Here is a 25,570-nt window from a genome sequence, read left to right as displayed (position 1 = left end):
ACACCCGTTCGCGGGGTGCGCCGCTGGGCCTGCGGTTGTCGTGCGCGGTCTCGCGTGGGATCGGGGTGCGCCAACGCAGGAGAGGTGCCGACCGATTCTCCTTCACCACCGCTTAGCGAACATGTCAGAGACCCTCGGCGACGGCGGCGGCCGCATGCAGCCAGGCGCGACGGGTGCGCGGCGCGAGCGACTCGAACGACAGCCGGCCGCCGTGCATCTCCGGGTCGAATGGGATGGTCACCGCGCGCCGGGCGAGCGGCTCGAAGCCCGTCGCCACCCTCCGCACCTCGGACGCCGGTCCGGTGCGCTCGGACTGGGAGACGATGACGACGGCTTCGCGCGCCAGCCGGGCAGAATGCGCATCCCGCTGCATCAGTGCCTCGAGGAGCAGGGCCCCGGCTTCCGCGTGCTCGCCGAGCGCGGTGGTCGCGATGACGAGCTGGTCGGTGTGGTCGATCATCCGCAGCCATCGTTCGGCCGACTCGTCGTTGCCGCTGTCGATGATGACGAGCCGGTAGAACTTGGTGGCGACGGCGTGGAGACGGTCGAAGTCGGCGCTCGAGATGCGCTGCTCCGTGGCGAGCATCGTCGGGTTCGACCGGAGCACGTCGTACTTGTCCGCGTTCTGGTGGTGCATGTAGTGCCCGATGTCAGCCGTGCGCGCGCCTGCCGACATGAGGACGTCCGTCGCGGGAAGCAGTGACTGGACCGTCGCGTCGTGGTCGTCCTTCTCGGTGCGCCAGCCGAGCGTCCCGCGGGTCTCGTTGTTGTCCCAGGCGAGCACGCCGGAGCCGCCGTTGCGCGCGAACACGGCCGACAGGAGCGCCGTGGTCGGCGTCTTGTTGGCGCCGCCCTTGCCGTTGACGATCGCGATGGTGCGCGGGCCTGCCCAGTGGCGGCTCACCGCATCCAGCTCGGCGCGCTCGCGCAACTCCGCCGCCGACGGCCCGAGAGGGACGCCGGCGCGTGCGAGGGCGCCTCGCATCCCCTGCCGGGCGCGGTCGGGGCGCGTGCGCTCGACCCGGAGGAACGACTCCCGGGCGGGGGCCTCGCGCGAAGCGTTCTGCGGGGGAGCGTCGTCCGGGAGCACCTCCAGGGGAGGAGCCGCCCGGAAGAGTGCGGGGACGTGCTCCGGTTCGGGACCTGCGGACAGCGCCTCCTCATCCACGATGCTGCCGTCCGGCTGCACGGCGAGCAGCCAGTCGCCCTCCTCGTCGGAGACCGTCAACCGCACGGGCCTGCCCGCCGCAGCGGCGATCTCCCCCACCCGGCCGAGCACCGCCTCCCGCACGCGTTGCGTGCTCTCCTCCACGAAGTCCTCGCGGACGCCGTCGACGATCAGCTCTCCGGTCGCGTCCGGCGAGAACCGTGCGCTGAGCTGGGGGGACGAGGACAGGCTGAGGGACAAGACATTCCTTCCGCGGTGCATGCAAGGAGCGGCATAGACCGATGTCGGACGGTAGACCGCTTCGCCGGGACGGTCCAGCCACGCTCAGACTCTTGTCAGGCTGTCGCCCCCGCCGGGTTCGCATCCCGAACATGCGCAGCGTTCGCGTAGACGCCCGAGTAATGGACGTAGGACTCTCCGACCCTGCGCTGCAGTTCGCTGCGGTCGATCCGGCCGGCGAGCTCGTCGGTGAGCGGCTGCTCCCAGATGCTGCGGCCGATCGCATAGCCGACGAACCCGTCGACCGGCGCAGCGACCCGCAGCCAGCGATCCAGGTGCTGCTCGTCCGAGTCGCGTCCCAGAACGATGCAGCGGACGTGGGACCGGCCGCCTTCCCGGGCCGTCTCGGACACGAGAGCGGCGTCGCGAGAGGCGTCGTACCCCTCCAGCTTCCAGATGTCCGGCTCCACCCCGTGCGCACGGAATTCGCGGAGGAGGTCGACGGTGAGCCCCGGGCGGACGGCATCGTCGTAGTCGTCGGCCGGGTGCGGCGCGGCGTCAGGGACGAGCAGCTCGATGATCAGGGGGATGCCGGCCTCACGAAGACGGGTGCTCACCTGCGCGAGATGGTCCTGCTGCAGTCGTCTCTGCTCGCTGTCGAAACCGGGATTGTCTCTGACGAGCACCTTGGCCGCGTCCGGAGCGAACGCGGCCAGGCGGTCGAGCCACTCGGTCGAGTCGAAGTCGCCGTACTCGAGCCGGAAGAAGTCCTGACCCGAACGCTCGATCGGCATGATGAGTGCAAAGCCCGCGTCGCGTGCGGCTCGTGCCACCTCCGCGCCATACCGTTCGTCGACGAGGACGCCGGGCCGTCCCGCAGGCAGACGGTCGCGCGCAGCCGCAGCTCCCTGGAACACCGCCAGCTTGTCCGCGGCGATGCGCCGATCGTCGTCCGCGGTCGGTTCGCCGTCGATGCCGTAGACGTGCTTCACCAGCGAATCGCGGTGGTCCATCGCCAGGATGAAGAGTGGATGGGCACCATCCGCGGTCAGGATGTCGTCTCTGCTCATGCTCGTTCCTCCCCGGGGTACGCGGGTGATGCAACCACGCCCGGCCCGTGGCCGCAACGGTCGTCCGGACGGCGGCGATCACTCCATACCCGTGGTCCCCGCTCCTATGTCCTTGCGCCACCCCGCTACGTAGGCGACCGCGGTGAAGCCGATCGACTCGTTGACGTCGAGCATGGGGCGGTTCTCCTCGGCGTTCACCGTCTCCACGCTCCGCCAGGCGGGGAACAGGGCCGTGAGTCGGCGCAGGTTGGTGAGTTTCATCAGCATCCCGAGCCGGCGTCCGCGGTGCTCGCGCAGCACCAGCGTGTCCGTCTGCTCGGCCGGGCGGTCCGGCTCGGCGGGCACCTCGAGCTGCGTGAACCCGGCGGCCTCTCCCGTCGCCTCTTCGACCGCGATGGTGGTGAGCGCGGTGCGGGGGCTGTCCGCCCACAGGTCGTCGAACTCCCGGACCCGTTCGACCGTCCAGACGTCTTCCGTCTGCTGCATGCCCGCGTTGGGTGCGTCGGTGCTCATCCTGGTGTGCAGCAGGGCGAGCGCCTCGAGCCACTCCTCGGGTGTGCGTCGCTGCCAGGAGACCGTCCGGTAGCCGGAGGCTGCCGCCACCGCCACCTCCATGCGGGCGGAGAACGCAGCGGCATCGAGCGGCAGGGGCAGCGCGCTGACGCGACCCACCTGTTCGAGCGAGAACCCCTGACGCTGCAGGAACCGGGTCGACCCGAGGGCGAGCGGCACGGAACCGAACCCCGTCGGCGCCGGGAGGGTGGGGCCCTCCGTGCCCGCGGGGAACGTCGTCTGGTTCTGGATGGTCGTGCGCCCGGCATCCCGCGCCATGCGCTCGAGCCGGTCGTACAGCGCCGAGCCGATGCCGCGCCCTCGGAACCCCGGGAGGACGGACACCGCGCCCCAGCACTCGCTGGCCCCGACGGGAAGCGCCAGGTTCGCCCGGGCGACCACGCGCCCGTCGACCTTGGCGACGACTCCGGTCATCTGCCGTGACGGGTCCTTCCACGCGGGCAGCAGGTCGGCCGCGGTCATGACCTCGGCCGATGCATCCCCGCGCTGCTCCGCTTCGACGCTGCTCCTCACCGCGGCCATCGCGATGAAGTCCGCGGCATCCGCCGCGTCGACGCTGTCCGGGACGACGAGCGGCTCGATAGTGAATCCGGGCGCGCTGATGGTGTGCTCTGTAGATGACATGAATTCCTCTTCGTTGGCAGGATCGATCGACTCACCCACGGTCGTGGGGAGGAGGGGAATCGCTGCTAGAGGATCACGGACGCCAGCATTCCACAGCGGTATCGCCTGTGACAAGGGCACGCTCGGGCGTCTAGCGGCGCTGCCTGTCGCGCGGCAGACTGATCCCAGCCGGAGGCAGAACGAGTGGTGGGAGCGAGTCGTGACGAACCGCACATACCGAGTGATCGAGATCGTGGGCACGTCGCCCGAGGGAACCGATGCGGCGATACGCAACGGGATCGAGCGGGCGTCGCAGACGATCCGCGACATCGACTGGTTCGAAGTGACCGACACCCGCGGGGAAGTGGAGGATGGACGCGTGGCGCACTTCCAAGTGACCCTGAAGGTGGGATTCCGGCTCGAACACCTCACCGAGTGATGCGGCGCCGTGCGGGCGCTCCTCGGTGACCCGGGCTAGACATCGAGCACGAGCCGATTGCCCCGGCATCGAGAGACGCACGTCATCATCGAGGCGTTGGCGAGACGTTCCTCGAGGCTGAGGACCGAGTCCCGATGTTCCGGCACTCCCTCGAGGACGCGCACTTCGCAGGTGCCGCACGTGCCCTCGCGACAGGTGGAGAGGATGTTCGCGCCGACTCGGTTGAGCCCATCCAGGATGCTCTCGTCCGCGTCGATCGTCACGGTTCGCCGACGGCGAGCCAGCACGACTTCCACGGGCCTGTTCGGCTGGTGGTCTACGCGCTGAGCCGCGAACCGCTCCACGACGAGCCGATTCTCGGTACCGTTCCGCCGGGCGGACTCTTCGAGGGCGGCGAGCAGCTGCTCCGGGCCGCAGGCGTAGACCGCCGTCTCGCCTGCGGGCATCCTGCGCCAGATGTCGTCGAGGTCGTATCGGCCGCGCTCTGCACTCGGCCAGGCGTACACCTGATGCCCGTACTGATCGAGCAACTCGTCCAAGTAGGGCATGCGCCGTCGATCACGTCCGAGGAACAGCAACCGCCAGTCGGTGCCGCGTCGTTGCAGCTCGTCGATCATCGGCAGCAGGGGTGTGATCCCGATGCCGCCCGCGACGAAGAGCGCGAACGATGCCGGGCGGAGTCTGAAGTGGTTCCGTGGTCCGCGGATGCGCAACCGGTCGCCGATTCGCACGGCATCGTGAACCTGGCGTGACCCGCCGCGGCCGGCCTTCTCGAGGAGGACCGCGATTCGCAGCTCGCGGTCGCTGGGCCGGCCGCACAGTGAATACTGGCGCAGCGCGCCGTCGGGGAGTTCGAGATCGATGTGCGCTCCCGCCTCCCAGGCCGGGAGCGCGTCGCCGTCATCCGCAGCGAGGACGAGCTCGACGACGTCCTCGGTCAGCGCTCGACGGCCCGTGACGACCACAGCGCGTGTCTCTACGATCGGCTGTGTCGTCACGGGTTCCTCCCGCTCGGCGGGTTGCCAGGTCGGGGACGGCTCCTGGCGGACAACCGGCTCCGGCGTCCAACGGAGCGGCAGGGCCACGATGCCGCGCCCTTCGCTCACCACCGTGTGCTCGACCTCCGGGGGCGACACCGCGAGTCGCAGGTCGTGCAGGCGCTCGTGCAGCACATCGAGCTCGACGCGGAGGAGCAAGCGTGCGAGTGGCGCGCCGAGGCACGCGTGCACTCCCTGTCCGAAGCCGAGATGGGGGACCGCCCACGTGCGCTCGAGGTCGAGCGAGTCCGGGTGAGCGAATCGCGCTGCGTCGCGCGAACCGGACGCGTACGCGAGGAACACCTGCTCGCCCGCGGTCAGACGGACCCCGCCCAGCACCGTGTCCTGGGTCACCAGTCGTTTCATGCCGGTGATGGCGGATTCGAACCGGAACAGCTCTTCCAACGCCTCCGCCCGCGACGCGTCGTCCCGCTGCGCCTGCTCCCACCGGCCCTGGTCGGGCAACAGATTCAGCAGCGCGGTGCAGATGAGGTTGGACGAGGTCTCGTGGCCCGCCAGCATCAGCCCCGGAAACATCGAGAGCATCTCGAAGTCCGTCATCTCCAGGCCGGCCTCGCGCTCATTCCAGACGTGGCTGATGAGATCGTCACGACGGTCGCGCTTCCGCTCCGCCATCACCTGCAGGATGTAGTCGTGCAGCTCGAGAAGCCGCTCCGCCTTCTCCTCAGGAGTGCCCGAGTGGTACAGGTCGCGAGGGCCGAGGAAGAAGCCCAGAGCCGCGCCGATCCACTCGGATCGCTCCGCGTCGAGGCCGACGACGTGAGCGATCACCTTCAAGGGGAGGGGCAGAGCGAACGCCGTCTTCAGGTCCGCTTCGCCATCCCCGACGAAGCCGTCGATCATCCGATGCGCCTCGTCCCGGATCCACGGCTCGTACCGCGCCAACCGCCGGGGGACGAAGAAGGTGTTCACGCTCGCGCGCAAACGATCATGGTCCGGGTTGTCCAGTCCGATCAGGGTGCCGCGGCTGGGAACACGACCGTCGAACCGCTCCCTCCACGGCGAGGGCAGCTCCGGCACCACTGGCGTCGACGAGAAAGTCCCGGGGTCGTGAAGCGCTTCGACGATGTCGTCGTAGCGCGTCACCATCCGAGCCTCGAAGGTATCCGAACAGGGCAGCCCGGCGTGCTGTCGCGCGGCAGCGAGGTCCTGGAACAGGCTTTCCGGGTCAATAAACGGGCAGCCGCCCGCAGTGGCAGTAGTCGACACGAGGTCTCCGTTTGAGAGTGGACCCTGCCGGGGCATGACACAGGCAGGATCGCAAGGATCCGTCTGCTCGCCCGATGCTCATGGAAGCACCGAGGGGGATTATTCGCGATCGGCCGTACTGCCGTGCGCCCTCACCCCGCCTGTGTGCTTGGGACGATATCACCTGAGGGGCTGTGGATGTAAAGGGTGATTCGGGGGAGTGACCGCTGCAGTAGGCCTTGCGCCAGCGGGGATGAGCGGGCTGCCGGCCTCCCGAGTCGTAGGGTGTGACCATGAGCGACGAGAGGGCGGACGAATCGCAGTTCCTCGGCGTGCTGAACACCGAGTACTTCGTGTTGCAGGGCGCATCGAACGCGTCGATCAGCGAGTCCAGCAGCCGGTCGTCGCTCTACCTCGTGACGCTGTCCAGCGCGCTCGTCTCGCTCGGTTTCGTCTCGGGTGCGTCGACCGACCTGTTCCTGCCCTTTGCCGGGGCCGCACTGACGACCGTGTTCGTGCTCGGCTGGTTCACGATCGCCCGGCTCATCGACACGGCGATCGAGAACCTCCGGGCGCTGCGCGCGATGGCGCGCATCCGCCGCTATTACGCCGGCGTCCACCCCGCCGCGCCCCCGTTCTTCGTCTCGACCGGGGATGATGCCTCCGATGCGTACGACATGCTCGGCATGCGATCGTCGCGGCGGTGGGTCGTGGGAACCATGGCCAGCATGGTCGGCGCGGTGAACGCGGCCGTCGGCGGCTCCGGCGTCGCGATCTTCACCGGTGCCGCGGGCGCCACCACCCCGGTCGCCGTCCTCGTGGGTGTGGTCGTCGGCGTCATTCTGTTCGCCGCGGCCGCCGCGCTGCAGATCCAGCGCTTCAAGCGCGCGTTCCCGTCCGGATGAGCGGGGTCGGCGTCAGAGCAAAGGCCCCGACTCCGCACGGTCAGGCGGAGCTCGGGGCCTTCGGTCACTGGGGAATTTGGCGGAGAATGGGGGATTCGAACCCCCGAGGGCTTGCACCCAACACGCTTTCCAAGCGTGCGCCATAGGCCACTAGGCGAATTCTCCAGGGCACGCCTTCCGCATTCGCGGCCGGCGGCTCCCAATATCGTACTGGATCGCCGGGGGCCTTCGCGCACGCGGCTCCCGGCCTCACCCGCTACACTGGTTCCCGGCTCCCCACGTGGCGCCATCCAGGCCAACTCCCCCAGGGCGGAAACGCAGCAAGGGTAACCGGGCTCTGGCGGGTGCGTGGGGAGTCTTTTTCGTGTCCACCCGGGTGTCGCACTCGCCGCGTATATTGTGGCCAGCGGGGCCGGGACTTCTACGGCCTGTAGAATGATCCGTGTCTTCCGTGGATCGATGGACGGGGTGCAGCCGTGACCGAGCAGTTGACCGAACTGGCGACTGAGGCCTACGTCGTCGGCTTTCCGCTGGTGTTCGACCTGGAGCAGGTCGTCCGTTTCACCGAGCAGGGCATCGGAGAGGTGCCTCCCACCCCGTACAACGCGTTCGGGCACGCGCGCACGCTGGCCGGCCCGGAGGACGAGTTCGTCTCCATCAATAACGACACGGTGTACTCCATCGCGCAGGTCGACCTCGGCGTCGGGCCGATCCGGCTGTCCGTGCCCGAGGCCGGTGACCGCTACTACGTCCTCCAGTTCGTCGACGCCTGGACGAACAACTTCGCGTATGTCGGCACCCGTGCGACCGGCGGCGGCGCGGGGGAGTTCCTCCTGCTCCCCCCGGGCGCGGTCGAGGACCCCGAGCACAGCCCCGACGTCCCGGTGATCCGGTTCCCCACGCGGGTGGCGACGATCGTCGGCCGCTGGGCGGTCGATGGAGAAGCCGACCTTCCGGCGGTGCATGAACTCCAAGACGCGCTCACCCTGACCCCGGTCAACGAGACGTTCGCGCCACCTGAGGGCGTTCCCGCCGTCTCCGCCGGGCAGGACGAGGCGCTCGACTTCTTCGAGAAGCTGCGGGTGTGGTCGCAGGCGTTCCCTCCGGCGGAGCGCGACCGCGAGGCGCTCGAGTCGTACGCTCCGCTCGGTCTGGTGAGTCCGTACACGGTCGCCGAGCAGCCGGACGGCGTCCGCGAGGCGCTCGGCACCGGCTACGCGCTCGGCAAGGAGGCCCTCGAATCGGCTCTCCGCACCTCCGGCACTCTGGTCGACCACTGGCTGGTGAACCTGCACGTCTTCGACTACAACCTCGACTTCTTCGAGGTGGGCGCCATCGATGCGCCCGAGTGGAAGCTGATCGACCCGCGCACGCGCTACGCGCACCGCGCCGCCGCGGCTCTGGGCGGCCTGTGGGGCAACCACGCCTATGAGGCGGCGTACATCATGACGTACGAGGATGCGGATGGCGAGCCGTTGGACGGCGCGCACACCTACCGGCTGCGGCTGAGCCCCACGCCGCCGGTCGGCGCGTTCTGGTCGCTGACGATGTACGACCTGCCGCACTACTACCTCGTCCGCAACCCCATCGACCGCTACTCGGTGGGGGACCGGACGGAGGGGCTCGTGTACGACGACGACGGAGGACTGACCATCACGATGAGCGCCACCCGACCGACCGACGAGAAGGCCGCCGCCAACTGGCTGCCGGCGCCCGCGGGCGGCTTCCGCCCCATCCTGCGCCTGTACCTGCCCGGCGATGAGGTCGTGGACGGCCGCTACGCCGTGCCGGCGATCGAGCGGATCGGCTGACGTGGCGCGCTCCATCTACATCACCTCCGCCGAAGGTCACACCGGTAAGTCGACGGTCGCGCTGGGCGTCCTGGAGTCGCTGCGCCACTCGGTGGGCCGGGTCGGCGTCTTCCGCCCGATCGCGCGATCGACGGACGAGCGGGACTACGTGCTCGAACTGCTGCTGCAGCGCAACACGGCCGACATCACCTACGAGGAGGCGCTCGGCGTCACCTACGAGGACGTCCACGCCGACGCGGATGCGGCGCTCGGCGAGATCGTGCGGCGCTTCCGGGCGGTGGAGTCGCGCTGCGACACGGTCGTGATCCTCGGCTCCGACTACACCGACGTCGGCAGCCCCACCGAGCTCGGGTACAACGCACGGATCGCCGCGAACCTGGGGGCGCCGGCGCTCCTCGTGCTCGGCGGACGGATCGGACAGGGCTTCGGCGAGCGCCTCGGCCAGGCCGATCCGCGGTCGGCGGAGGAGCTGCGTCAGCTCGCCGAGATCGCCGTCGCCGAGCTGCGCGCGGAGCACGCGAGCCTGCTCGCGGTCATCGCCAACCGGGCCGACAGCGGGATGCTCGACGAGATCGTCGCCGCGGTCGGCTCCGTCGTCGGTGCTGCTGCCGAGGCTGCGGGCAGTGCGGACCGGCCGCCGGTGTGGGCGATCCCGGAGGACCCCTTCCTGGTCGCGCCGAGCATCCGCTCGATCATGGAGGAGACCGGAGCGACGCTGCTGGCCGGCGAGGAGGCGCTCCTGACACGCGAAGCGCTGGGCGTCGTCGTCGCCGGCATGTCCATGAACAACGTGCTCCCGCGCCTGGTCGACGGCGCCGTTGTGGTCGTTCCGGGCGATCGGACGGAGGTGCTGCTCGCGGTGCTCATGGCGAACGCGGCGGGCACGTTCCCCTCCATCGCGGGCGTCGTGCTCAGCGGCGGGTTCGACCTCCCCGAGCCGATTCAGCGGCTGCTCGCAGGCCTGCGCTCGCCGCTGCCGATCGTGCGGACCGGTCTCGACACGTACGAGACGGTCGTCCGCATCACCCACGCCCGTGGCCGGCTGGCCGCCGACTCGCAGCGCAAGTACGACACCGCGCTCGCGCTGTTCGAACGGCATGTGGATGCGGCCGCCCTGCTCGCGCGGCTCAATGTCTCGCGCCACGACGTCGTCACCCCGCTCATGTTCGAGTACGACCTGATCGAGCGGGCCCGTGCTGCGAAGAAGCACATCGTGCTGCCGGAGGGCGAGGACGACCGCATCCTGCGCGCCGCCCATACCCTGCTCGCGCGCGGGGTCGCCGACCTGACGATCCTGGGCGAGCCGTTCGAGGTGCGCTCCCGCGCGATCGAGCTGGGCCTCGACCTCTCGGGGGCCGAGGTGATCAGCCCCTTCGACGACGTGCTGCGCCTGCGGTTCGCCGAGGAGTACGCCCGCCTGCGCGCTCACAAGGGGATCACGCTCGACCAGGCCTCCGACACCGTCACCGACGCCTCCTACTTCGGCACCATGATGGTCCACCTGGGACTCGCCGACGGGATGGTGTCGGGCGCCGCGCACACGACGGCGCACACCATCCGCCCGGCGTTCGAGATCATCAAGACCACGCCGGGCGTCTCCGTCGTCTCCAGCGTGTTCCTGATGGCGCTCGCGGACCGGGTGCTCGTCTACGGCGACTGCGCCGTCATCCCCGATCCGACCTCCGAGCAGCTTGCCGACATCGCCATCTCGTCCGCGAAGACGGCCGACCAGTTCGGCATCGAGCCACGGGTCGCGATGCTCTCGTACTCGACCGGCGACTCGGGCGCGGGCGCCGACGTGGAGAAGGTGCGCATCGCGACGGAACTGGTGCGCGAGCGCGCCCCGGAACTGGCGGTGGCCGGTCCCATCCAGTACGACGCGGCGGCGGATGCGGCCGTCGGCGCGGCGAAGATGCCCGGATCGGACGTGGCCGGGCGAGCGACCGTGTTCATCTTCCCGGACCTCAACACCGGCAACAACACCTACAAGGCGGTGCAGCGGAGTGCAGGCGCCGTCGCGATCGGGCCGGTGCTGCAGGGCCTGCGCAAGCCGATCAACGACCTGTCACGCGGCGCGACCGTGGACGACATCGTCGACACGGTGGCCATCACCGCGATCCAGGCGGCCCTCTCATGAGCGCCGTCCTGGTCGTCAACAGCGGCTCGTCGTCGTTCAAGTACCAGCTGATCGACAGCGAGACCGGCGAGTCGCTCGCCTCGGGGCTCGTGGAGCGGATCGGCGAGCCGAACGGCCGCACCTCGCATCGCGGTCCCGGCGGCACCTCCGAGCGCACGCTCGAGATCCCCGATCACACGGCCGGGTTCCGGGCCATGCTCGACGCCTTCGCCGCGGAGGGGCCGAGCCTCGACGAGAACCCGCTGGATGCGGTCGGCCACCGGGTGGTCCACGGCGGCAAGCGCTTCTTCGAGCCGACGATCATCACGCCGCTGGTCGAGATCAACATCGAGGACCTCTCCGACCTGGCTCCGCTGCACAACCCGGCGAACCTCGAGGGCATCCGCGCGGCGCAGAAGGCCTTCCCCGAGGTGCCGCACGTCGCGGTCTTCGACACCGCCTTCCATCAGACGCTCGCGCCGGAGGCGTACACCTACGCCATCGATGCGGGCCTGGCCGAACGCCATCGCGTCCGCCGCTATGGCTTCCACGGGACCTCGCACAAGTACGTGTCGGAGACGGCGGCCGACTTCCTCGAGCGGCCGCTGGGCGACCTGCGGCAGATCGTGCTGCACCTCGGCAATGGAGCGTCGGCGTGCGCCGTCGACGGCGGCCGCTCCGTCGACACCTCCATGGGCTTGACGCCGCTCGAGGGACTGGTGATGGGCACGCGCTCGGGCGACCTCGACCCGGCTGTGCTCATCCACCTGGCCCGTCGCGCGCACCTCTCCACCGCTGAGCTCGACGAGCTGCTCAACCGGCGGAGCGGGCTGCTGGGCCTCTCCGGACGCGGCGACATGCGGGATGTCCGGAAGGCGGCGGGCGCTGGCGACGACTCCGCGCGACTGGCGCTGGATGTGACCGTCCACCGCCTGAAGCACTACATCGGCGCGTACACCGCGCTGCTCGGCGGACTGGACGTCCTCACCTTCACGGCCGGGGTCGGCGAGAACGACGCCGCGCTCCGGGCGGAGGTGCTGACGGGTCTCGAGGTGCTCGGCATCCGGCTCGACCCGGAGCGCAACGCGAGCGGCTCGCGGGAGGCGCGGGTCATCTCCGCTGACGACTCCGCGGTCACGGTGCTCGTCGTCCCGACCAACGAGGAGCTGGAGATCGCCCGGCAGTCGCTTCAGGCGGTCGGTGCGACCGTGCGGGCGGGAGCGACCGCCGGCACGACCGGAGGCTGACGGGAGCAGAGGCCATGCGGCGACGGCGCGGCGAGGACGGACGGCAGGGGATGCCGCGAGCTGCCTCGCGCGCGCGCCTCGGCCGCACCCTCGCCTCCGCCCTCGCGGTGGTGCTGCTGGCGACCGCGGCGCTGACCGGCTGCGGCACCGCTGTGGGCGACGGCGGTCCGCGATTCGTGACGCCGCCGCTGGTGCGCTACAGCGCGGTGCTGTGGCCGGCGCCCCTGCAACTGGTCGGGGTCGAGCCGGGCGCCCACCTGCGACTGCGCTCCCTCCTCTCGACAGCGCACGGCACCTGGACGTCGGCCGCGATGTACACCGTGCCCGCCTCCGGCACCCTCGACCTCGCCCGCGCGCGTCCCCAGTTGGCGCCGTTCGCCGAGGCGGACTCGGCTGGACTGTTCTGGTCGTTGCGCGGGCCCCAGCTCTCGGAGCCGACGGCGGCCCGGCAGTGGATGTTCGACGCGATCCACCTCACGCTGACCGCGTCGGACGGCGAGCGCGTGGTCGCCTCCCGTCGCTTCGACCTCTCCGGGCTCGCCGCGTCGCTGTCCGTGCGCACCATCTACACGCGCGACCTGCGGCCGGCCATCGACCCGCGGCTGCCCCACCAGACCCACGAGGATGTGCCGCTCGGCACGTTCTACAGCGCCGCGAGCCTCGAGCGCCCGCAGGTGCCCGCCGTGCTCATGTTCGACGACCCCTCTCCCGGCGCGTCGGCGGACTACGCGGGGCCCCTGATCGCCGCCTTCGGGGCGTCGGTCCTGCGCATCCCCGTCGCCCCGGCCGCCGACGGCATCCGCTCCACCGGCATCATCTCGGACACCACGGTGCAGGCCGTGTTCGACTGGCTGGCGCAGCGCCCGGACATCCAGCACGACCGCGTCTTCGTCTACGGCACCGGTGTCGCGGAGCAGCTGGCGCTCTGGGCGGCCACCCGCTTCCCGTCGTTCGTCCACGGGCTGTTCGTGGCGGGGGGCAGCCCTGCGCTGCTCTGCCTGCCCGCGGCCCGCGTCGCTCCCGCGTTCGAGAACGCGTCGGGCCTGCCGTGCCTGTCGGACGCGGGGACCGTGGTGCCGTCGTTCATCCCTCCCATCGACGGTGTCGCCGGCCCGGTGGTCCTGGCGTGCGGACTCCGGGACGAGGTGCTCCGGGATGCGTGCGCCTGGCAGCGGGCGCTCGCCGCGACCCGCGGTCCGCGGACGGGGGATGCGACGATCTACGCGGCCGGAGCCACCCATGCGGTGTCCGTCCCTCCCGGGCTGCCGCTCGCGCTTCCGGCCGTCGGCGGACAGCCCACCGAGCAGGCGCGCATCGACTTCTGGAACGCGGTCGGCCGCGCCATCCTGAGGGCGGTGCTCGAGTGACGCGCGGCTCCAGGCAGAGGCGTCGCGCCCTCGGGCTGACCGTCGTCGGTGCGATCATCGCACTGCTGCTCTCGGCCTGCGCGGGCGCGGCCGGCGGTGGGGCGCGCTTCGTCTTCAGCCGGTTCGCCGACCGGACCACCGAGCCGGTCGCCATCCAAGTCGCGGGTCTGCAACCGGCGGAGACCGTCGTGCTCACCGCCCGCGTCACGACCCCTGCGGGTGCGTGGTCGTCCCGCGCGGTGTACGACGTCCCGGCGAACGGCCGGATCCGGCTGTGGGCGCAGGAGCCGCTGGCGGCCCCCTATCCGTCGCCCGACGGCGCTGGGCTGCTGTGGAGCCTGAAGGGACCCTCGCTGAGCCAGCAGCAACTGGAGGCGCAGTGGGCGTTCGGGGCGTTCGACGTCCGCTTCTCGGCGGAGCAGGAGGGGCGCCAGGTCGCGTCGGCGCAGCTGCATCGCGCGCCGCTGGCGGCGGGGACCACCGATCGGGATGTGCTGGGCAGCGATGTTCAGGCGACGGGCGACCCGGAGGCGTCCGGGTTCGCGCCGACGGCACGGGTGGGGCGGCTCGTCGACTCGGTGCCGACACCGGTCGACCTGCGGCCGGGCGTCATCCTCATCGACGGCGACGACGGGGGCGCCTCCGGCGCCTTCGCCGCGCGGATGATCGCCTCCGCCGGGTTCCCCGTCCTCGTCCTGCCCGCGTTCGTTCCCGCCGGGCAGATCCCGGGCTCCGCGGCGCTCTCGGTCGAGACCTTCGATTCGGCGCTCAGCTGGTTCTCGTCGCTGCCCATCGTCGACGAGGACAGGATCTTCGTCTACGGCACGGGCCGGGCGTCATCCCTGGCGCTGTGGTTCGCCGCCAACGATCCCGACCGCATCCACGGGGCGTTCGCGGCAACGGGGGCGACCGCGCTGCAGTGCACGTCCGCTGCGGGCAGCCCGCTGCTGATCCAGCACGGCCGCCCTCTGCCGTGCGCGAACCCCGAGCGCACGATCGCCGGGACGGACATCCTCCCGCTGCAGCGCATCTCGGGACCGCTCGTGCTGGCGTGCGGCACGGCGGACCGGCTGCTGCCGACGGCCTGCGACTGGACCAGGGCGGGGGAGTCGGCGCGCGGCGAGGAGGACGGGGATGCGTTCCTCTACGCCCAGAACGCCGGCCACGACATCACCACGCCGCCGCTGCTCCCCATCGGGCTCAGCGACCTCCCGCCGGCCACTGCTCAGGCGACCGAGACCGCCCGGACCGCCTTCTGGCAGCTCGTGCTCGGGAAGCTGACCGGGGCGGTCCGACCATGAGACGGAAGCTGGCGGCCGCACTGCTCGCACTGGCGCTGGGCGCGCTGGTGGGATGCAGCGGGCCGCCCGGCGCAGGCGGTCCACGCCTCGAGGTGAGTGAGGAGCCGAGCCGCATCTGGCAACCGGTGCACCTGCGCCTGGTGTCGCTCCCGCCGGGCGGCCGCGTCACCATCCGCGCGACCGCGCGACCGCAAGCGCCCGACGGCACGTCGGGCGGGACGTGGAGCTCCCAGGCCGCCTATGTCGTGCCGTCATCGGGCGTGGTGGACCTCGACCGCGAGGTGCCGGTCGAGGCGCCGTTCTCCGGGGCGGACGGGATGGGGCTGTTCTGGTCGCTGCTGGGCGACCACGGGGAGCAGGCCACCTCGCCCCAGCAGTGGGGAGGCGCGACGGTCACCGTCGACGTGGATGCGGTCATCGACGGTCGGCGGATCGCCGCCCGGCGGCTGCATCGGGTCGGCCTGTCGTCCGTCGCCCCGTCACGCGCGGTCTTCGACGACGGGATCACCGGCGACTACTTCGAGCCGTCGAGGGCGGTCGGTGCGCCGAGACCGGCGCTCCTGGTCTTCGACGGCACCGAGCCGGACATCGAGACGGGGGTGCTGGCCGCATCCACCCTCTCGGCGATGGGCTACCCGGCGCTCGCGCTCTCGACCTACGGGTCGGCCGGTCAGCTCGGCCCGGTGCGCACCCTGCCGGCCGAGCGCGTGGTCGCCGCGCTCAACTGGCTGCGCTCGCAGCCGGGGGTCGACCCACGACGGATCTTCGTCTTCGGCACCTCCCGCGGGGCGCAACTGGCGCTCTGGACGGCGGTCGCGCATCCCGAACTCGTGTACGGCGCCATCGCGCCCGCGGGGACGACGGGACTGGTCTGCCCGTCGCCTGTCCCCGGACCGGCGGTGACCGTCGGCGGAGCCTGGGTGCCCTGCGTGAGCGGCACGCGGGAGGTCACCACGTCGTCGGTGCTCGACCTCGCGCGGATCCCAGGCCCGGTGGTGCTGGGATGCGCGGGCCAGGACGAGCAGCTCGGGAACGGCTGCACCTGGATGGACGTCGCGGCGACCGTCCGGCCCGCTCGCGGAGGCGACGCGTACGTCCGCGCTCCGCAGGCCACGCACGCCTTCTACCTGCCGCCGTACACGCCGTTGGACCTGCCCCCGGCCCCGCAGGCGCAGCCCACCGAGGACGCCCGGGTCTCGCTCTGGTCGGCGATCGGCCGGGCGCTGAACGTCCGCGGCCCCTGAACGCCCGCAGCCCAGCCGAATGTCGGCGGCGATGAGTAGCATGTGTGAGTGGTAACCGCCCTGTATCGCCGCTATCGGCCCGACACCTTCGCCGAGATGATCGGCCAGTCCCAGGTGACGGAGCCGTTGATGACGGCGCTGCGCACGAACCGGGTGAATCACGCCTATCTGTTCTCCGGTCCCCGCGGCTGCGGCAAGACCACGTCGGCGCGCATCCTTGCCCGCTGTCTCAACTGCGCCGAGGGTCCGACCGACACTCCGTGCGGCAAATGCGACAGCTGCATCGAGCTGAGTCGCGACGGCGGCGGATCGCTCGACGTCGTCGAGATCGACGCGGCGAGCCACAACGGCGTCGACGACGCCCGCGACATCCGCGAGCGTGCGATCTTCGCTCCCGCTCGCGACCGGTTCAAGATCTTCATCCTCGACGAGGCGCACATGGTGACGCCGCAGGGCTTCAACGCGCTGCTCAAGATCGTCGAGGAGCCGCCGGAGCACGTGAAGTTCATCTTCGCGACGACCGAGCCTGAGAAGGTCATCGGGACCATCCGCTCCCGCACCCACCACTACCCGTTCCGGCTCGTCCCGCCCGCGCAGATGCTGGAGTACGTCCAGGGTCTCTGCGACAGCGAGGGCATGACCGTCGCCCCGGGCGTGCTGCCGCTCGTCGTGCGCGCCGGAGGCGGGTCGCCGCGGGACACGCTCTCGCTGCTCGACCAGCTCATGGCCGGGTCCGAGGGCAGCGCCATCGAATACGAGCGGGCCGTCGCCCTGCTCGGGTACACCCACGCGGCTCTGCTCGACGACGTGATCGACGCCATCTCCGCACGGGACGCGGCCGGGGCGTTCGCGGCGGTCGACCGCGTCATCCAGACCGGGCAGGATCCCCGACGGTTCGTCGAAGACCTGCTCGAGCGTCTGCGCGACCTCATCGTGGTCGCGGCGACCAGTGTCGAGGGTGCCGCGGCGGTGCTGCGCGGAGTCCCGCAGGACGAACTCGACCGGATGGGCGTGCAGGCCATGAAGTTCGGTGCCGCCGAGCTCAGCCGTGCCGCCGACATCGTCAACGCTGCGCTGACCGAGATGACCGGCGCCACGTCGCCGCGCCTGCATCTGGAACTCATGATCGCCCGCGTGCTCGTGCCGTCGAGCGACGAGAGCGAGCGTGGCGCGCTCGCTCGGGTCGAGCGGCTGGAGCGCCGGGTCGGCGTCAGCGACGCGATCGGGTCCGAGCCGGCCGGTCGTGCGGAGCGCGCCCCGGTAGCGCCCGCGGCGAGCGGTTCGCGTGCGCCTGCGGCTGCTGCGCCGGCTGCGTCGGCACCTGCCGCTGCTGCGCCGGTCGCGTCTGCGCCGGCTGCTCCGGCGTCTGCTGCTCCCGTGGCCGCCGACGAGGCCGTTCCGGCGGTCGCCGCCGCGTCCGAGCCCGCCGCGTCCGAGCCCGCCGCCGAGTCGGCGACCGAGCCCGCGACCACCTCCGAACGCTCGGACGCCACTGCTGCTGCCCCGGTCGGGCCGGTCACGACGCAACAGGTGAAGGACGCCTGGCCGCAGATCCTCGACGCCGTCCAGCGGGCCAAGCGCAGCGCGTGGATGGTCGTCTTCACCGCCCAGGTCCGCTCGCTCAACGGTGACGTGCTCACCCTCTCCTTCCCGAGCGACAACGATGTGCAGAGCTTCCGTCAGCCGGACGCGGGCGGTTCGCTCGGCGTCAGCGAATACCTCCGTCAGGCGATCGTCGACGTGCTCGGCATCCGGGTGAAGTTCATCGCCCGTGCCGACTCCGCCCCGGGTTCGGGCGGCTCGCCGCGGCCGTCGGGCGGCGCTCCGGCAGCCCCCACGGCGGAGACGTGGCCGGGCGCGGAGCCCTCTGCCCCGGCGACCGTCGCACCCGCTGCGCCGTCTGCCCGGCGTGATGCGTCGACCAGCAACGCCGGCGCTGCGAGCGGCGCGTCGTCTGCGGGAGCCCCCGCTGCGCGCGCGACGGCCGGCGCTGCTGCGGCCGCCACGCCCGCCGGCGCGGTCGTGACGGAATGGGCGACCGTGACGATCCCTTCTGCGCCGTCCGAGCCGTCCGAGCCGTCGGGACCGTCCACGGCGGTCACCGCCGCGACCGTGGTGACGCTCGAACGTCCCGCTGGAGCTCCCGATACCGCTCCCGCCGCGTCGCCCGCTGCTGCGCCCGCGACGCCCGCCCGCGCCATCCCGGCCCCTGCAGCGCCTTCCGCGGACGAGCCTCCGTTCGACGAGCCTCCGTTCGACGAGCCTCCGTTCGACGACGTCCCGCCGCCCGAGACGGAGCCGCCGTTCGAGCCCCCGGTTCCCGACGAGCCGTCCGGCGACTGGGCCGAGGCCACGTCCGCCGCGCCCTCCCGTCCGGCCGCATCCTCCCGCGAGGCGCGCGCGCCGCGCGGATCGTCGGCCCCGGCCGCCGGTTCCCGCACGCCGACGTTCCAGCAGCCGCAGCGCTACGGGGAGGCCGTGGTGCGTGAGATCCTCGGCGCCACGTTCATCGAGGAGCAGCCCGCGCCTCCCACCCCGGGAATGAGGTAGCCGGTGTACGAAGGCATCGTCCAAGAGCTGATCGACGAGCTCGGGCGGCTGCCGGGCATCGGCCCGAAGTCCGCCCAGCGCATCGCATTCCACATCCTCCAGACCGAGACGTTCGACGTCACGCGCCTGGCGGAGGTGCTGCTCGAGGTGCGCGACAAGGTCCGGTTCTGCGAGATCTGCGGCAACGTCTCGGAGCAGGCCACCTGCTCCATCTGCCGCGACCCGCGCCGCACGCCGACGCTGATCTGCGTGGTGGAGGAGGCGAAAGACGTCGTCGCCATCGAGCGCACGCGGGAGTTCCGCGGCCTGTACCACGTGCTCGGCGGCGCGATCAGCCCGATCGACGGAGTCGGCCCGGACGATCTCCGCATCCGGCAGCTCATGCAGCGCCTCGCCGACGGCACCGTTCAGGAGGTCATCATCGCGACCGACCCGAACCTCGAGGGCGAGGCGACCGCGACATACCTCAGCCGGCTGCTCGTCACCCTCGACATCCGGGTGACCCGCCTCGCCTCCGGCCTGCCCGTCGGCGGCGACCTCGAGTACGCCGACGAGGTCACCCTGGGCCGAGCCTTCGAGGGCCGCCGCCAGGTCTCCTGACCCCCCGGCTCGTCCCCGTCCCCCTGCCCTCCCTCGTCCGGAAGGGAGGAACTCCCTGCCCGCCGCACACCGGATTTCCTCCGTTCCCCGCCGACGCGCCGTCCCGTCACCCGGACTTCCTCCCTTCCGCGCACCCGCCCAGCGCCGGCCTCCCGATCCAGCTGGCCGCCCGCCGTCACATGAAGGAACCGTGATATCCCGGCCGGTAGGATGGGAAGCCCGTGAGTTCAGGAGTGTCTGTGGCCCTCATCGTCCAGAAGTTCGGCGGTTCGTCCGTCGCGACAGCGGAGAGCATCAAGCGCGTCGCGAAACGGATCGTCGAGACGCGCAAGGCCGGCAACGAGGTCGTCGTCGCCGTCTCCGCGATGGGCGACACGACCGACGAACTCCTCGACCTGGCTCATGAGGTCACGCCGATCCCGGCACCGCGCGAACTGGACATGCTGCTCACCGCGGGCGAGCGCATCTCGATGGCGCTGCTCGCCATGGCGATCAAGAGCATGGGGTACGACGCACGCTCGTTCACCGGCAGCCAGGCGGGCATGATCACCGACGCCCAGCACGGCTCCGCGCGCATCGTCGATGTCACGCCGGGCCGCATCCAGGATGCGCTGACCGAGGGCGCGATCGCCATCGTCGCCGGCTTCCAGGGCTTCAGCCGCGAATCCCGCGACATCACGACGCTCGGCCGCGGCGGGTCCGACACGACCGCCGTCGCCCTCGCCGCCGCGCTCGGCGCCGAGGTGTGCGAGATCTACACCGACGTCGACGGCGTCTTCACCTCCGACCCGCGACAGGTTCCGCTCGCGCGCAAGATCGACCGCATCACCAGCGAGGAGATGCTCGAACTGGCCGCGGCCGGCGCCAAGGTGCTGCACATCCGCGCCGTCGAGTACGCGCGCCGCCACAATGTGACGCTGCACGTGCGCTCCTCGTTCTCGAACAAAGAGGGCACGTACGTGCTCAATGAAGCAGCGGCCGCCGAGGCCGCCAAGAAGGATGGAACCGTGGAAGAGCCCATCATCTCCGGCGTGGCCACCGACCTCAGCGAGGCCAAGATCACCGTCGTCGGCGTTCCCGACGTGCCCGGCAAGGCAGCCCAGATCTTCAAGATCGTCGCGAAGGCGAACGCCAACGTCGACATGATCGTCCAGAACGTCTCCGCCGCCGCGACCAGCCTGACCGACATCTCCTTCACGCTGCCGAAGTCGGAGGGCCAGCGCGTGCTGACCGCCCTGACCGCCGAGCGCGACGAGGTCGGCTACCAGTCGCTCCAGTACGACGACCAGATCGGCAAGCTCGCCCTCGTCGGCGCCGGGATGCGCACCAACTCCGGCGTGTCCGCGAAGCTCTTCGAGGCGCTCTACGACGCCGGCATCAACATCGAGATGATCTCCACCAGCGAGATCCGCATCTCGGTCGTGACGCGCGCCGACACGGTGGCCGAGGCGGCCCGCGTCGTGCACACCGCCTTCGGCCTCGACGGCGACGAGAAGGCCGTCGTCTACGCCGGCACCGGCCGCTAGGCCCGAATTCCTGAAACGGGAATGGGCGCCGGACGATACCGGTTCTCCTTCCCAACGACCCGAAGGGGCTGACATGACCGAGTTCACCGATTTCGACAGCAACGGCGTGCGACTGGCCGTCGTCGGCGCGACCGGCCAGGTGGGCAGCGTCATGCGCCGCCTGCTCGAGGAGCGCGCCTTCCCGGTGAAGAGCATCCGCTTCTTCGCCTCCTCCCGCTCGGCCGGGACCACGCTGCCCTTCAAGGGGCAGGAGATCACGGTCGAGGACGTCGCGACCGCTGACGTCTCCGGCATCGACATCGCCCTGTTCTCGGCCGGTGCGACCGGTTCGAAGGCGCACGCACCGCGGTTCGCCGAGGCGGGCGCCATCGTGATCGACAACTCCAGCGGCTGGCGGATGGACCCGGATGTGCCGCTGGTGGTGTCCGAGGTCAACCCGGACGCCATCGCGGATGCGCGCAAGGGCATCATCGCGAACCCGAACTGCACGACCATGGCGGCGATGCCCGTCCTCAAGCCGCTGCACGACGAAGCGGGCCTCTCCCGGCTCGTCGTGAGCACCTACCAGGCCGTCTCCGGCTCCGGGCTCGCCGGCGCCGAGGAGCTCGCCGAGCAGGCACGCGCCGCGGTCGCCGACGAGCACCTCCTCGACCTCGTCCACGACGGATCCGCCGTGACGCTTCCCGCGCCCGTCAAGTACGTCCGGCCGATCGCGTTCGACGTCATCCCGCTCGCCGGCTCCATCGTCGACGACGGGCTGAACGAGACCGACGAGGAGAAGAAGCTGCGCAACGAGTCGCGCAAGATCCTCGGCGTCCCCGAACTGCTGGTCAGCGGCACCTGCGTGCGCGTGCCCGTCTTCACCGGCCACTCGCTGTCGATCAACGCCGAGTTCTCGCGGCCGATCAGCCCGGAGCGGGTCGCCGAGCTGCTGGCGGATGCTCCCGGCGTGCAGCTCACCGACGTCCCCACGCCGCTGCAGGCGGCAGGAAGCGACCCGAGCTTCGTCGGCCGCATCCGCGCCGACGAGGGCGCTCCCGAGGGCCGCGGGATCGCGCTGTTCATCAGCAACGACAACCTCCGCAAGGGTGCTGCCCTCAACGCCGTGCAGATCGCCGAGCTGGTCGCCGAGCGTCTCTCGAACCCCGTCACCGCCTGATCGCGGTACTCCGGCCGCGGTCCCGCGGTTGTCTCGACATCGAGACAACTGCGGGCGCCGCGCCTCGGCCGCCGTCTCGGAGCCGCCGTCCTGCCGCCGCATCATAGGATTGTCGGGTGAGCAATTCTCCCATCGACGTCGTCCTGATCGGCGGCGGCATCATGAGTGCCACGCTGGGGGCCATGATCCAGCGTGTGCAGCCCGACTGGAGCATCCGGATCTACGAGCGGCTGGGCGAAGTCGCCCAGGAGTCCTCGAATCCATGGAACAACGCGGGCACCGGTCACGCTGCCCTGTGCGAGCTGAATTACATGCCCGAGGCCTCCGACGGCACCGTCGACCCGGCCAAGGCCATCAGCATCAACGAGCAGTTCCAGCTCAGCCGCCAGTTCTGGTCCAGCCTCGTGGCCGCGGGCGACCTCCCCGAGCCGAACACGTTCATCAACTCGACCCCGCACATGACGTTCGTCCGCGGGCGCGACAACGTCCGCTACCTGCGGAAGCGCTACGAGGCGCTCAAGGACGAGCCGCTGTTCGCCGGGATCGAGTACTCCGAGGACCCGGCGGTCATCGGCGAGTGGACCCCGCTGCTGACGAAGAAGCGCAACCCGAAGCAGCGCATCGCCGCCACTCGGCAGACCTCGGGCACCGATGTCGACTTCGGCGCGCTCACCCGCTCGCTCATCGACAACCTCGTCGAGAACGGCGCCGAGCTGGCGCTCAACCACTCCGTCCGCCGCATCAAGCGCACGAAGGACGGCCTCTGGCGCCTCACGGTCCGTCATGAAGTGGGCAACACGTCGCACGTCGCGACGGCGCGCTTCGTGTTCGTCGGCGCCGGCGGTGGTGCACTGCACCTGCTGCAGAAGTCGGGCATCCCCGAGATCGAGGGCTTCGGCGGCTTCCCGATCTCAGGCCAGTTCCTCCGCACCTCCGACCCGAAGATCGTCGCGCAGCATCAGGCGAAGGTCTACGGCAAGGCCGCCGTCGGCGCCCCGCCGATGTCCGTCCCGCACCTCGACACGCGCGTCGTCGACGGCCAGGCGTCGCTGCTGTTCGGCCCGTACGCCGGATTCAGCCCCAAGTTCCTGAAGACGGGTTCCTGGTTCGACCTCCCCGGTTCGGTCCGTCCGGGGAACCTGGGGCCGATGCTCGCCGTTGCCCGCGACAACTTCGACCTGATCAAGTACCTCGTCGGCGAGGTGCTCGCCAACCGGGCGAAGAAGATGAAGGCGCTTCAGGAGTTCATGCCCACCGCGAAGAGCGAGGACTGGGAGCTCATCACCGCCGGCCAGCGCGTCCAGGTCATGAAGAAGGATCCCAAGAAGGGCGGCGTGCTGCAGTTCGGCACCGAGGTGGTCGCAGCGGAGGACGGCTCGATCGCCGGCCTGCTCGGCGCATCCCCGGGGGCCTCGACGGCTGTCCCGATCATGGTGGACCTCCTCAAGCGCTGCTTCCCGGACCGGTTCTCCGGCTGGCTGCCGACGCTCAAGGAGCTCATCCCGACGGTCGGAACGACGCTCAACGACAAGCCGGATGAGGCGAAGCGCGTCCTCGAGTCGACCGCCGAGACCCTGCACCTCGCGAACTAGACCGCTGGACACGGGCGTGGGCGACCTGTTATGGTCGTCCACGCTATGAAGTGAGAACCTCCTGACGTCCCGCGCCTGAGGCGCCGTCGATGTGAGTGAGGACCCTTCGGTCACCGCGCTGCCCGGTCAGGCACCTGGGCGCTCCAGCGCCGCTCACGACGGAAACCGCCCGGCGGGAACCCGCTCCTTCGGAGCGCCCGGAAAGGCGGTTCCCATGCCAACGATCACACTCTCCCCCCTGCGCGCCGAAGGCGTCTCCGTGACCTACGGTGAGCGCCGTGTGCTCAGCGACGTCTCGCTGACGGTCGGCCCGGGTTCGCGGCTCGGCCTGATCGGCGAGAACGGAGCAGGCAAGTCGACGCTGCTGCGCGTGCTCGCCGGCGCCGAGGTCCCGGACGCGGGCGTGCTCGCCCGGCCCGAGCGCACCGGATTCCTCTGGCAGGAGGTGCGGTTCCAGCCGCACGACACGCTCGGCGCCATGATCGAGCAGTCCCTCGCGGCCGTCCGCGCCATCGAGCGCGAGCTCGAGCACGCGGCCACGGCGCTGGGCGCGGGCGAGCCGGGCGCCGAGGCGCGCTACGACACCGCCCTCGCGGCGGCGGAGCGCGCCGAGATCTGGAGCGTGGATGCGCGCCGCGACGAGCTGCTCGACGGGCTCGGGGTGGGCGGCATCCCGCTGGCCCGGCGGCTGAGCGAGGTGTCCGGCGGCCAGCGCAGCCGCTTCGCGCTGGCCGCTCTGCTGCTCGGACGCCCGGACGCGCTGCTGCTCGACGAGCCCACCAACCATCTGGATGATGAGGCCGCGGCCTTCCTCGAGGGCCAGTTGAGGGGATGGGCGGGCCCGGTGGTCTTCGCCAGTCACGACCGGACGTTCCTTGACGCTGTCGCGACCGGCCTGCTGGACCTCGATCCCGCCCGCTCGGGGACGACGGTGTTCGGCGGCGGCTACAGCGCCTATCTGGCCGAGAAGTCGGCCGAGCGTGCGCGGTGGGAGAAGCAGTTCTCCGACGAGCAGCAGGAACTGAAGGCGCTGGAGCACGCGGCGGCGGTGACGGCGCGCTCTATCGCCTGGTCCGGGAAGGTGCGCGACAACGACAAGTTCGTCAAGTCGGTGAAGGGGAACGCGCTCGACCGGCAGATCTCCCGCCGGATCCGCAACGCCGAGGGGCGGCTCGAGGAGTTGCGCACCACCCAGGTGCGGAAGCCTCCGGCGCGTCTGGGCTTCTCGGGCATCCCGTCCGGGTTCCAGGTGCTGGGCGACGGCTCCGGGCTGCTGGTGCAGGCGAGACAGGTGCGCATCCCCGGGCGGCTGGAGGTCGGCGAGCTCTCCGTCGCTCCCGCCTCGCGGATCCTCATCACGGGGGCGAACGGGGCGGGCAAGTCGACGCTGCTCTCGGTGCTCGCCGGGCGGCTCGATCCCCCGTCGGGGTCGGTGCAGCGCCGGAAGGGACTGCGGGTCGGGCTGCTGGAACAGGATGTCCGGTTCGGCGATCCGTCTGCGACTCCCCGCCGGGTCTACGAGTCGGCTGTCGGCGACCGCCGTGCGGAGACGGTGCCGCTGACCTCCCTCGGCCTGATCGCTCCGCGCGATCTGGACCGCCCGGTCGGCGCGCTCTCGATCGGCCAGCAGCGCCGTCTGGCGCTGGCGCTGATCATCGCGCGACCTCCGCACCTCTTCCTGCTGGATGAGCCGACGAACCACCTGTCGCTCGCCCTGGCCACCGAGTTGGAGGAGGCACTGGGCGCGTATCCCGGCGCGGTCGTGGTGGCTAGCCACGACCGCTGGCTACGCGCCGGATGGGAGGGGGAGACGGTGCACCTTGCTTAACCTTCG

General features: G+C 70.9%; 18 protein-coding genes, 1 tRNA gene and 1 other RNA gene. 15 read left to right on the top strand and 5 right to left on the bottom strand.

The genetic code is table 11. The annotated features are described in order from the left end of the window. Window positions 1-124: 124 nt before the first annotated feature. The 3 genes from QRN40_RS03095 to QRN40_RS03085 form a co-directional block, all read right to left on the bottom strand. Window positions 125-1,408 (bottom strand): MinD/ParA family ATP-binding protein, encoded by a 1,284-nt coding sequence (locus QRN40_RS03095; protein WP_285114016.1) that lies wholly within the window; start codon window positions 1,406-1,408, stop codon window positions 125-127. A 95-nt stretch (window positions 1,409-1,503) separates the two neighbouring features. Continuing rightward, complete coding sequence (locus QRN40_RS03090) at window positions 1,504-2,457, bottom strand: 2-deoxy-5-keto-D-gluconate 6-phosphate aldolase domain-containing protein (protein ID WP_285114015.1); 954 nt, start codon at window positions 2,455-2,457, stop codon at window positions 1,504-1,506. 78 nt (window positions 2,458-2,535) lie between these two features. Further along, a complete protein-coding gene (locus tag QRN40_RS03085; protein ID WP_285114014.1) occupies window positions 2,536-3,654 on the bottom strand; it encodes a GNAT family N-acetyltransferase in 1,119 nt (372 codons plus the stop codon). Window positions 3,655-3,853: 199 nt separating this feature from the next. Between QRN40_RS03085 and QRN40_RS03080 the strand changes: the two genes are divergently transcribed. Further along, on the top strand, window positions 3,854-4,072 hold the full coding sequence (locus QRN40_RS03080) for a dodecin (RefSeq protein WP_285114013.1): 219 nt from the start codon (window positions 3,854-3,856) through the stop codon (window positions 4,070-4,072). Window positions 4,073-4,107: 35 nt separating this feature from the next. Here QRN40_RS03080 and QRN40_RS03075 read toward each other — a convergent pair whose 3' ends face one another. Continuing rightward, window positions 4,108-6,216, bottom strand: coding sequence for a cytochrome P450/oxidoreductase (locus QRN40_RS03075; RefSeq protein ID WP_285114012.1), 2,109 nt, complete (start codon window positions 6,214-6,216; stop codon window positions 4,108-4,110). A gap of 395 nt (window positions 6,217-6,611) precedes the next feature. Between QRN40_RS03075 and QRN40_RS03070 the strand changes: the two genes are divergently transcribed. After that, complete coding sequence (locus QRN40_RS03070; RefSeq protein ID WP_285114011.1) at window positions 6,612-7,223, top strand: hypothetical protein; 612 nt, start codon at window positions 6,612-6,614, stop codon at window positions 7,221-7,223. A 77-nt stretch (window positions 7,224-7,300) separates the two neighbouring features. Here the strand turns inward: QRN40_RS03070 and QRN40_RS03065 are convergent. Then, window positions 7,301-7,388 (bottom strand) — tRNA-Ser (locus QRN40_RS03065). Between the two features lie 102 nt (window positions 7,389-7,490). Here QRN40_RS03065 and ffs point away from each other — a divergent pair. The 13 genes from ffs (at window position 7,491) to QRN40_RS03000 (ending at window position 25,564) form a co-directional block, all read left to right on the top strand. Beyond that, window positions 7,491-7,587: signal recognition particle sRNA small type (gene ffs, locus QRN40_RS03060), an RNA gene on the top strand. 112 nt (window positions 7,588-7,699) lie between these two features. After that, window positions 7,700-9,034, top strand: coding sequence for a DUF1254 domain-containing protein (locus QRN40_RS03055; RefSeq protein WP_285114010.1), 1,335 nt, complete (start codon window positions 7,700-7,702; stop codon window positions 9,032-9,034). 1 nt (window position 9,035) lies between these two features. Continuing rightward, window positions 9,036-11,171, top strand: a complete 2,136-nt coding sequence (pta, locus tag QRN40_RS03050; RefSeq protein WP_285114009.1) for a phosphate acetyltransferase — start codon at window positions 9,036-9,038, stop codon at window positions 11,169-11,171. Beyond that, window positions 11,168-12,397: an acetate/propionate family kinase gene (locus tag QRN40_RS03045; protein ID WP_285114008.1), complete on the top strand. Its 1,230-nt coding sequence runs from the start codon at window positions 11,168-11,170 to the stop codon at window positions 12,395-12,397. The genes pta and QRN40_RS03045 overlap by 4 nt, the downstream gene beginning before the upstream one ends. Window positions 12,398-12,411: 14 nt before the next feature. Further along, the gene (locus QRN40_RS03040) at window positions 12,412-13,764 is read left to right on the top strand and encodes an acyl-CoA thioesterase/bile acid-CoA:amino acid N-acyltransferase family protein (RefSeq protein ID WP_285114007.1); all 1,353 of its coding nucleotides are present in this window, start codon (window positions 12,412-12,414) and stop codon (window positions 13,762-13,764) included. After that, window positions 13,761-15,065 carry an acyl-CoA thioesterase/bile acid-CoA:amino acid N-acyltransferase family protein gene (locus QRN40_RS03035; protein WP_285114006.1) on the top strand — a complete coding sequence of 435 codons (1,305 nt, stop codon included), beginning with the start codon at window positions 13,761-13,763 and terminating at the stop codon, window positions 15,063-15,065. Before QRN40_RS03040 ends, QRN40_RS03035 begins: the two co-directional genes overlap by 4 nt. Next, window positions 15,062-16,309, top strand: coding sequence for an acyl-CoA thioesterase/bile acid-CoA:amino acid N-acyltransferase family protein (locus tag QRN40_RS03030; RefSeq protein WP_285114005.1), 1,248 nt, complete (start codon window positions 15,062-15,064; stop codon window positions 16,307-16,309). The genes QRN40_RS03035 and QRN40_RS03030 overlap by 4 nt, the downstream gene beginning before the upstream one ends. A gap of 48 nt (window positions 16,310-16,357) precedes the next feature. Then, window positions 16,358-18,859, top strand: coding sequence for a DNA polymerase III subunit gamma and tau (locus QRN40_RS03025; protein ID WP_285114004.1), 2,502 nt, complete (start codon window positions 16,358-16,360; stop codon window positions 18,857-18,859). A gap of 3 nt (window positions 18,860-18,862) precedes the next feature. Then, entirely contained in the window at window positions 18,863-19,459 is a 597-nt protein-coding gene (recR, locus tag QRN40_RS03020) for a recombination mediator RecR (protein ID WP_285114003.1), read from the top strand. 239 nt (window positions 19,460-19,698) lie between these two features. Then, complete coding sequence (locus QRN40_RS03015) at window positions 19,699-20,985, top strand: aspartate kinase (protein ID WP_285117428.1); 1,287 nt, start codon at window positions 19,699-19,701, stop codon at window positions 20,983-20,985. A 73-nt stretch (window positions 20,986-21,058) separates the two neighbouring features. Next, window positions 21,059-22,144, top strand: a complete 1,086-nt coding sequence (locus tag QRN40_RS03010; protein ID WP_285114002.1) for an aspartate-semialdehyde dehydrogenase — start codon at window positions 21,059-21,061, stop codon at window positions 22,142-22,144. 116 nt (window positions 22,145-22,260) lie between these two features. Beyond that, on the top strand, window positions 22,261-23,736 hold the full coding sequence (locus tag QRN40_RS03005) for a malate:quinone oxidoreductase (RefSeq protein ID WP_285114001.1): 1,476 nt from the start codon (window positions 22,261-22,263) through the stop codon (window positions 23,734-23,736). A gap of 214 nt (window positions 23,737-23,950) precedes the next feature. Continuing rightward, window positions 23,951-25,564, top strand: coding sequence for an ABC-F family ATP-binding cassette domain-containing protein (locus tag QRN40_RS03000; RefSeq protein ID WP_285114000.1), 1,614 nt, complete (start codon window positions 23,951-23,953; stop codon window positions 25,562-25,564). The last annotated feature ends 6 nt before the right edge of the window (window positions 25,565-25,570 follow it).

Origin of the sequence: Leifsonia sp. fls2-241-R2A-40a (genome assembly GCF_030209575.1) — a bacterium.
Classification (GTDB): Bacteria; Actinomycetota; Actinomycetes; order Actinomycetales; family Microbacteriaceae; genus Leifsonia.
This window is presented reverse-complemented; position numbering and strand designations above follow the sequence as displayed.